This window comes from Yoonia sp. R2-816, assembly GCF_046762905.1.
Classification (GTDB): domain Bacteria; phylum Pseudomonadota; class Alphaproteobacteria; order Rhodobacterales; family Rhodobacteraceae; genus Yoonia.
Map to the genome: position 1 here is coordinate 1 of NZ_JBKQXN010000249.1, position 748 is coordinate 748.

1 protein-coding gene is annotated in these 748 nt (G+C 64.2%); it reads left to right on the forward strand.

Features of this window, described 5'->3' with window-relative positions; translation table 11 throughout:
• The coding region (locus ACFWW2_RS16525) for an AMP-binding protein (protein ID WP_393929721.1) at nucleotides 1-748 on the forward strand (748 nt) is incomplete at both ends.

The following is a 748-nucleotide window of genomic DNA, read 5'->3' on the forward strand; positions in this document are numbered from 1 at the left end:
GGAGGCCGCGCTGGCCGGGCTGCCGGCAACGCCGGTCACAGGCGCCGAACGGTGGGCGCCGCTGAACCCGTCAAGCCTGGCCTACGTCATCTACACCTCCGGCTCCACAGGCACGCCCAAAGGCGTCATGGTCGGGCAAGGGGAGTTGTCCAACTATGTAGCCTTCGCCAATGCGCGCTGGACACAGTCTCCGCGGGAAACGGTCCTGCATCGAACGACGATCGGCTTCGACTATTCGGCTGAAGAGCTGTGGTGGCCTTTGAGCTTCGGTCATCGCGTGATTGTGGCACCGGAGGCGATTGATGCCGACCCGGCAGCCTTGGCGCAACTGATCGATCAGGCCGGCGTCACGACCATGGTCGTTGTACCGCCGCTGCTGGCCGCGTTGCTGGGTGAAGAGGGTTTTGCGTCAACGGCCAGCCTGCAGCAGGTGCTGTGCGGCGGCGAGGCACTTTCGAGCCACTTGACGGCTGGCTTCTTCAAACACACCGGGACGGTACGGCTTGTCAATCACTATGGGCCGACAGAAGCGACCATCAACGCGACGGTACAGGATTGCGGTCGCTCGTTCGGGAGTGAGGGTGACGCCGTCGTGATCGGCGGTCCTATCTCGAACACGCAGGTCTATGTTGTGGACGATCGGTTGCAGCCGCAGCCCGTGGGCGTTGCGGGCGAGCTACTGATCGGGGGCGTTCAAGTGGCACGGGGCTATCTGGGCCGGGCGGGTCTGACGGCGGAGAAGTTCATC